At 69.9% G+C, this 7,481-nt stretch carries 6 protein-coding genes and 2 pseudogenes; 6 read left to right on the top strand and 2 right to left on the bottom strand.

Annotation, left to right across the window (positions count from 1 at the left end; translation table 11 throughout):
- Together AB0M27_RS28405 and AB0M27_RS28400 are read left to right on the top strand one after the other, a co-directional pair.
- Window positions 1–513, top strand: a pseudogene (locus tag AB0M27_RS28405) (peroxidase); the annotation flags it as partial.
- A 92-nt stretch (window positions 514–605) separates the two neighbouring features.
- Window positions 606–1,145, top strand: a pseudogene (locus AB0M27_RS28400) (hypothetical protein); the annotation flags it as partial.
- Here AB0M27_RS28400 and AB0M27_RS28395 read toward each other — a convergent pair.
- Entirely contained in the window at window positions 1,052–1,723 is a 672-nt protein-coding gene (locus AB0M27_RS28395) for an AMP-binding protein (protein ID WP_365725459.1), read from the bottom strand. The pseudogene AB0M27_RS28400 and the gene AB0M27_RS28395 sit on opposite strands and share 94 nt — an antisense overlap.
- 23 nt (window positions 1,724–1,746) lie before the next feature.
- Window positions 1,747–2,847 carry a TauD/TfdA family dioxygenase gene (locus tag AB0M27_RS28390; protein ID WP_365725450.1) on the bottom strand — a complete coding sequence of 367 codons (1,101 nt, stop codon included), beginning with the start codon at window positions 2,845–2,847 and terminating at the stop codon, window positions 1,747–1,749.
- 188 nt (window positions 2,848–3,035) lie between these two features.
- Here AB0M27_RS28390 and AB0M27_RS28385 point away from each other — a divergent pair, with 188 nt between their 5' ends.
- From AB0M27_RS28385 to AB0M27_RS28370, 4 genes are all read left to right on the top strand, one after another.
- On the top strand, window positions 3,036–4,058 hold the full coding sequence (locus AB0M27_RS28385) for an AraC family transcriptional regulator (protein ID WP_365725448.1): 1,023 nt from the start codon (window positions 3,036–3,038) through the stop codon (window positions 4,056–4,058).
- Between the two features lie 300 nt (window positions 4,059–4,358).
- A complete protein-coding gene (locus AB0M27_RS28380; RefSeq protein WP_365725445.1) occupies window positions 4,359–5,417 on the top strand; it encodes a 3-keto-5-aminohexanoate cleavage protein in 1,059 nt (352 codons plus the stop codon).
- Between the two features lie 72 nt (window positions 5,418–5,489).
- Window positions 5,490–6,464, top strand: coding sequence for a quinone oxidoreductase (locus tag AB0M27_RS28375; protein ID WP_365725443.1), 975 nt, complete (start codon window positions 5,490–5,492; stop codon window positions 6,462–6,464).
- Between the two features lie 38 nt (window positions 6,465–6,502).
- A complete protein-coding gene (locus AB0M27_RS28370) occupies window positions 6,503–7,408 on the top strand; it encodes a TauD/TfdA family dioxygenase (protein ID WP_365725438.1) in 906 nt (301 codons plus the stop codon).
- Window positions 7,409–7,481: the final 73 nt, after the last annotated feature.

Here is a 7,481-nt window from a genome sequence, read left to right as displayed (position 1 = left end):
CTCGCCCCCCAGCACGACGATCCAGCGCTCGGTGCCGACCCGCAGCGGCGCAACACCTTCCTGTACCAGCGGGACGACCCGACCGGTTTCCACACTCCCGGCGGCTGCCACATCCGCCGGGCCAACCCCCGCGACGCCGCCGTGGCGGGGGAGGTGCGCCTACACCGCATGATCAGACGCGGAGCCGTCTACGGACCACCACTGCCGGACGGGGCGCTGGACGACGACGGCCTGGATCGCGGCCTGATGTTCGCGTTCATCGGCGCGCATCTGGGGCGGCAGTTCGAGTTCGTTCAGTCCGAGTGGCTGAACGACAGCGTCTTCTTCGGCGGAGACGGCAGCAAGGACCCCGTCACCGGCTCCCAGGACGGCTCGGCCGGTTTCACCATTCCCCGGCGGCCGGTGCGACGACGCCTTGCCTCACTGCCCCGGTTCGTCGTCACCCGAGGCGGTGAGTACTGCTTCCTGCCGGGCCTGAGCGCCCTGCGCTGGCTCGGCGGCCTTCAGGACTGACAAGCGGCGACACGGGCAGTGGCAACGCCCGGAGTTCTCCGCTTTCCGGAGGGGAAGGCCGATGGACACACTGCACCTGGTGCTTCAACGCCGTGACCGTCATCTTCATCGCGGCCACGATGTTCGCGGCCGGGTTGAGGGCCACCATTCCCGCACTGCGGGGCGTCTTCACCAACGTCCCGCTGCTCCTGCTGGCGCTGGTCGCCAACATGGTGATCATCCCGCTGCTCGGCTGGGGCATCGGCGCACTGCTTGGCCTTCCGACCGCCTCGCTCGTCGCTCTCGTTCTGCTCGCCTCCTCCCCGGGCGACCCCTTCGGCGCGAAACTGGCCATGGTGCAGAACGGCGATGTCGTCGCGGGCGCGGCGATGCAGGTACTCCTCGCCTCCATCGGCAGCCTCACCTTCGCACCCACGGTCAACGGCCTCCTCACCGCCGCCGACATCGGCACCAACGTGACCCTCGACGTCGGAGCGTTGGTCCGCACCGTGGCCCTGCTCCAACTCGTACCGTTCGCCATCGGCCTGCTCATGCGCCACTACGCCACGCCCACGGCCCAGTCATGGCACCCCATGGCAGCCGCGGTCTCCAACATCACCTTCCTGATCATGCTGGCCGGCATGCTGCTCGGCAACTGGCGAGCGGTCGTGGACCTCTTCGGCTCCCTCTCCCTGCTCGCCGGGTTCCTGCTCGCAGCCGCCGCATTCGGCGTCGGTACCTTGCTGGCCACGGGCCCGACGGTGCGCCGCACCACCATGGGCAGCGTCGCCTCGATACGCAACGCAGGCCCCACGCTGGCCGCGATCGGGCTCGCGTTCGACGACCAGACCGCCGTCCTGGGGGCGCTGGCAGGGGTCCTGCTCAGCGGGCCAACCTCCTCGGCGCACATCGGATGGGCCAGCGCCGGCCGGGCCCCGGAGTCGCGCAGCACGAAGGCTGCCTCACGCGCCTTGAGCAGCGGATTCATCGGAACGACCACGCCACCCGCCCGCAGGATGCCGTAGTACACGACCGGGAAGAGCGGCACATTGGGCATGGTCATCGTGACCACGTCGCCCGGCCGGACACCCCGGTCCCGCAGAACACCGGCGAGCCGGGCACTCGCCCCGTCCAGCTGCTCGTACGTCAGGGCGGTGTCGTCGTGTCGCACGGCGATGTGCGCGTCGTGGACAGCCGCGGAGTTCACCAGGAGCGTGGCGAGATTGGTCATGACCGTGGTGTCCTCGATTCGTCTCAGTGGGCGCGCAGCGACGGACAGCCGCAGCCCGGGCGGGCCGTGCGCAGGCTACGGGGGTGGATGACGTCGCGTGGAATGACTCCAGCGCGTGCCGTCGGGGGGAAGTGTGCTCTGGCTGCCTGGTCGGCCTCGCCGTGGCGGGCCAGCCACAGGCGAAGCAGGTGGCGTTTCCGCTCCAGGGCGTCGAAGTCCTCGTACGCCGAGCGGGCGTGCAGCACCACGTGATTGTCGAGCAGCAGCAGATCACCGGGCTGGAGATCCAGTTCCAGCTGGACGGCGGGCGAGGCTGCTGTCGCGTCGACGAGGTCGTACAGCTCCTTGTCGGCAGCGCGGGCGTCGTCCGGGCCACCGCCCCGGGCTGCGCGTGCACCGATGTCCAGGCGGACGCGGTCGTACCGCATGCTGGGTCGGTCGCCGTGCCAGGTGACAAGCGGGGAGGCCAGATACGACCCGTCGCCGGGCGCCTGCCCATCCTGGCGGCCGAAGGGGTGGGGGCGGTAGAGGCGCGCGGCGAGATCCGGGCGGGTTTCGAGCACGGCGTTGTGCACGGCAGCGGCACTGGCGAGCAGCGTACGGCCGCCTGAGCGGGCCGGCCGCAGGCACAGCAGGCCGAGCAGGTCGGACTCGGAGGTGTGGAACGGCACCGCGGCCGAGGTCGGGCACGCAGGCGGTGCCGGGTCGTCCTGCGTCGGGCCGGCGTCCCGGATGTGGCAGAGCGTGTGGCCGTCGGCGGTCTGCGGGACGGGTCTGCCGAGGTACTGGCCGATGCCGCGCAGCACGGTGCTCGCTTCGGCCTCTCCGAGCAGATCCTCCGGGACGCCCTTGATCAGAAGGAAGCCCCGTCCCTCGGACAGTGTTCTCGCCGTGCGATTCAGCTCGGCTGCGAGCCTGGGCAGCGGGAAGTCGGCGATGGTCATCCGCAGCAGGGTGGCGGCGCGAGCGCGGGCGGTGTGCAGCGCCGTACGCAATTCGTCACGGTCCTCGGCGGACAGACTCAGAACCCAGTCGTCACGGCCCGCCAGGTCGGGTCCGTACCACAGGGCGGGGCCTGTGAACGGTTCGGTGGGCACCGTCGGCGTGCGTGGGACTTTGGCCATGGTCGCCTCCGCGAGGTCTGGTGTGCCGGGCAGTTTTTTCCAGCGGTGCGGCGGCGGTGCGGCACGGCGGCCGCACCGCCGCACGGACCACGTTGAACGGGGATGCTACGAATCACTCGCCCGGCGTGCTTGACGTGCGGGGACGAGGAACTTAACTTCTGGGGACTCATTGCCCCTGGAGCGTGCCCATGAGGCCCCTTGCCCGCACCGCCGCGCTGAACGGCTACGTGGAGCTGAGCCGATCCCTCGGCCTCGATCCCCGCGCTCTGATGAAGGGCGTCGGCCTGGACACCGCGGACCTGGCCGTGCAGGACCGGTGGATCTCCGGCACGGCGGTGGTCAGGCTGCTGGAGCTGTCGGCCGCCGCGGCCGGGCGTGAGGACTTCGGTCTGCTGCTGACCGAGCGGCGGCGCTTTTCCAACCTCGGCCCCATCAGCCTGCTGGTCCGTGAAGAGCCCGATGTCCGCAGTGCCTTGGCCCTGCTGATCCGCCACCAGCACACCTACAACGAGGTCCTGCACGCACGGCTCTCGGAAGGCAACGGGGTGGCCACGCTCAAGGTGGATCTCCGGCTCGGCGAACCGCAGCCGGCCCGGCAGGGCACCGAACTCGCCGTGGGAGCGTTCCACCGCGTACTGAGCGGCTTCCTCGGCCCGCACTGGCGCCCCTCGGCGGTCTGCTTCGCCCACCCGGCGCCCCGGCACACCGCAGGCCACCGCCGCCTGTTCGGGCCCTCGGTGGAGTTCGACCGCGACTTCAACGGCATCGTCTTCTACGCCGAGGACCTGGACGCCCCCAACGCCATGGCCGACGCCCAGCTGCGCAGCTACACCCGGCAGTACTTCGAGCCCATCGCGGCCCCCAGGGAAGCATCCGAGGTGGACCGGGTGCGCGATCTCATCGAGGCGCTGCTGCCGACAGGGCGCTGCTCCATCGAGCAGATCGCACGCAGCCTCGGCGTCGACCGGCGCACCGTTCACCGCCATCTGGCCCGCTCCGGCGAGACGTTCTCCTCACTGCTCCATTCGACCCGCACGGCGCTGGCGGAGCAGTTCGTCGCCAACCCCAACCGTTCCCTGACCGAGGTGTCCACGCTGCTGGGGTTCTCGTCGCTGAGCGCGTTCTCCCGCTGGTTCCACGAACACTTCGGCAGCGGTCCGCGCGAATGGCGCAAGAGCCGAGGCGGCCCTTCAGTGCCCGGCGGGAGCTGAGCCCGCGGGACGCGCTCCGATAGTGGCACCGATCCGCCCAGCCGTGTGTCCCCGATTGACAAGTCACCTGTCACCACAGGCAAAGCGGGCGCGTGCCGCCCGCCCTACCTTGGCACCACCGCGCAGGCGGTCGGCCTCCGGAGGGAGCGCTCTGCAGCTCCCCTGAGGGCACTCCCTCCGGATCACGGCCCGTAACCGGGCCAGTTGCGGCCGTCGGCCCCGACGCCCGCCGTCGCAGGCCCTCGTCGCGTCCGCCGCCTGCTCTGCGACGCGATCACCCCTACGCCAAGGAGAAGCCCCGTGCATTTCCACGACGACTCACTCTTCCCGGAGAACCAGGAGAAGCTGGTGATCCAGGCCGCGCCGTACGGCCCCGAGTGGCTTCCCGGGGACGCGGACGACCTGCCCCTGACCATGGACGAGCACGTACAGGCGGCCGTCGACTGCTACAACGCCGGCGCGACGGTACTCCACATCCACGTCCGCGAGCTCGACGGCAAGGGCTCCAAGCGGATGTCCATGTTCAACGAACTGCTCGGGCGGCTTCGCGAGGCCGTGCCGGACATGGTGCTCCAGATCGGCGGGTCGATCTCCTTCGCCCCCGAGGGCGAGGGCGGCGACGCCAAGTGGCTCGCCTACGACACCCGCCACCTGCTGGCCGACCTCACGCCCGCGCCGGACCAGGTGACGATCGCGATCAACACCAGCCAGATGAACATCGTCGAGATCATGAACGACGACGACCTACAGGGCACGTCGATCGCGAAGCCGGACTACTACCGGGCCTACCGCGACATGGTCGTCGAGGCCGGTCCGGAGTTCTACCTGGAGCACCTCAAGCGCCTGCACGCCAATGGCATTCAGCCGCACTTCCAGCTCGCCCACCTGGCCCAGCTGGAGACCGTGGAGCGGCTGATCCGCGCGGGCATCTACACCGGACCGCTGATCCTCAACTACGTGGCCATCGGCGGCGGTTTCGCCGGCCGGCACCCCGCCGACCTGATCGAGTTCATCCGCCGTGTTCCGGACGGCGCCGTCCTGACCATCGAGAGCTCCATGCGCGCCGTGGCCCCGATGAACGCCGTCGCCATCGCCCTCGGCCAGCACGTGCGCGTCGGCAACGAGGACAACCTCTGGCGTGCCAAGGGCGAGCGGATGTCCTCCGTGGCCCAGGTCGAGCAGATGGTGAGGGTCTCCGAGGCGCTCGGCCGTGAGATCGCCACCGGTGCCGACGCCAAGCGGATCTACAAGATCGGCGAGTACTACGCGGATGCCGATGAGACCCTCGCCCGGCTCGGCATGGTGCCCAACCGCCGCCCGGGACAGCGCGGCTTCATGCTGCGCGACGCCACGGCCTGATCCCTGCCCGGCGTGTAGGGCCGGTCCCGCACGCAGGCAACACCCATCCGCGCGAATCCTTCGGAGCACTCTGTGGCACACGCCGTCCGCTTCTACGAAACCGGTGGTCCCGACGTCCTGAAGTGGGAGGAGGTCGCCGTCGGCGTTCCCGGCCCTGGCGAGGTGCGTATCCGGCACGAGGCCGTCGGCCTCAACTTCGCCGACACGTACTTCCGCAGCGGGCTCTACCCGGTGCGCCTGCCCGACGGCATCGGCGTCGAGGCCGCTGGTGTGGTGGAGGCGGTGGGCGAAGGCGTCACCGGCGTTGCCGAGGGCGACCGGGTGACGTACACCGGAAGTCCGCTCGGTGCCTACAGCACGGAGCGGGTCATGCCCGCCTCGCACCTGATCAAGCTGCCCCCCGAGATCAGCTGCGAGACGGCGGCCGCGATGACCATGCGTGGCCTGACCGCGGCCTATCTGCTGCGCAGGATCCATCCGCTGAAGCCCGGCGACACCGTGCTACTGCACGCTGCGGCGGGCGGAGTGGGCCTGATCGTGAGCCAGTGGGCCGCACTGCTCGGCATCCGTGTGATCGGAACGGTGTCCAGCGAGGAGAAGGCTGACGTCGCCCGGGCACACGGATGCGAGCACGTCATCCGCTACCGGGACGAGAACGTGGCCGACCGGGTCCGCGAGCTGACCGGCGGCGCGGGCGTCCCGGTCGCGTTCGACAGCGTGGGCAAGGACACCTTCGCGGGCTCTCTGGCCTCACTGGCGCGCCGCGGGCTCCTCGTGTGCTTCGGCACAGCCTCTGGCCCCGTGCCGCCGATCGACGCGATGCAACTCGCCGTCCAAGGCTCGCTGTTCGTCACCCGCCCAGCCCTGGCCGACTACATCGCCGACCCCGCCGAGCGCGCCGCGCTGGCCGGCGAGCTGTTCGAGCACGTCGCCGCCGGGCGCATCAAGATCGAAATCAATCAGCGCTACGCCCTCGAGGACGCGGAGCGGGCGCACCGCGACCTGGAAGCCGGCCGGACCACCGGGTCCTCCGTCTTCGTCCTGTGAGACGGCGCACCCCTTTCCACCCCAGGGAGTGAGCACCCATGCCAGACACCCTCTCGTCCTCGCGGCAGGCCCCGGCGCTCGTGCGCCGAACCACTGTCGAGGCCGAGCCGCTGACCTGCACCATCGGAGCCGAACTCAGCGGCGTGAACCTGGCCGACGCGGCCCGTGACGACGACCTCTTCGCCGAGATCAAGAACCTGCTGCTGAAGCACAGGGTCCTCTTCCTCCGGGACCAGGACATCTCGCGTGCCGACCACGTCGCGTTCGCTTCGCGCTTCGGCGCACTGGAGGACCACCCCGTCGCCGGCAGCGACCCGGACCACCCCGGACTGGTCCGGATCTACAAGGAGCTGGACAGCCCGCCGGAACACTACGAGAACGCCCTGCACACGGACGGCACCTGGCGGGTGAACCCGTCGATGGGTGCCGTACTGCGCTGCGTCGAATCGCCTCCGGTCGGCGGCGACACGATCTGGGTGAACATGGTCGAGGCTTACCGTCGGCTCCCCGAGCACATCAAGATCCGGATCGACGGGCTGCGCGCCCGGCACAGCATCGAGGCCACCTTCGGCGCCGTCATGCCCGAGGAACAGCGCCACGCGCTGAAGGAACGGTTCCCGGACGCCGAACACCCCGTCGTGCGCACCCACCCCGAGACGGGCGAGAAGATCCTTTTCGTCAACGCGTTCGCGACGCACTTCGTCAACTACCACACGCCCGAGAACGTGCGTTTCGGCCAGGACTACGCGCCCGGCGCGAGCCACCTGCTCACCTATCTGATCAGCCAGGCAGCGATCCCCGAGTACCAGGTGCGCTGGCGGTGGAGCCCGGGCAGCGTGGCCATCTGGGACAACCGCTCCACCCAGCACTACGCCGTCCAGGACTACTGGCCCGCCGTCCGCAAGATGGAGCGCGCCGGAATCGTCGGCGACAGACCGTTCTGACCTTCCCCTTCAAGCAGTCGAGGTGATGACAATGGAGTTTCACACCACTGCGCAGTCCACGGCCCCGACAGCG

It is taken from the genome of Streptomyces sp. NPDC052107, from assembly GCF_040680215.1.
In the GTDB taxonomy this organism is placed as follows: domain Bacteria; phylum Actinomycetota; class Actinomycetes; order Streptomycetales; family Streptomycetaceae; genus Streptomyces.
The sequence above is the reverse complement of the archived record's forward strand: the minus strand, read 5'-3'. Positions and strand labels throughout refer to the sequence as shown.

What these genes read in the sequence shown, in the direction of transcription:
- AB0M27_RS28370 (WP_365725438.1), top strand. Translation starts at nt 6,503, where the DNA reads ATGCCAGACACCCTCTCGTCCTCGCGGCAGGCCCCGGCGCTCGTGCGC.
- AB0M27_RS28390 (WP_365725450.1), bottom strand. Translation starts at nt 2,847, where the DNA reads ATGGCCAAAGTCCCACGCACGCCGACGGTGCCCACCGAACCGTTCACA.
- AB0M27_RS28385 (WP_365725448.1), top strand. Translation starts at nt 3,036, where the DNA reads ATGAGGCCCCTTGCCCGCACCGCCGCGCTGAACGGCTACGTGGAGCTG.
- AB0M27_RS28395 (WP_365725459.1), bottom strand. Translation starts at nt 1,723, where the DNA reads ATGACCAATCTCGCCACGCTCCTGGTGAACTCCGCGGCTGTCCACGAC.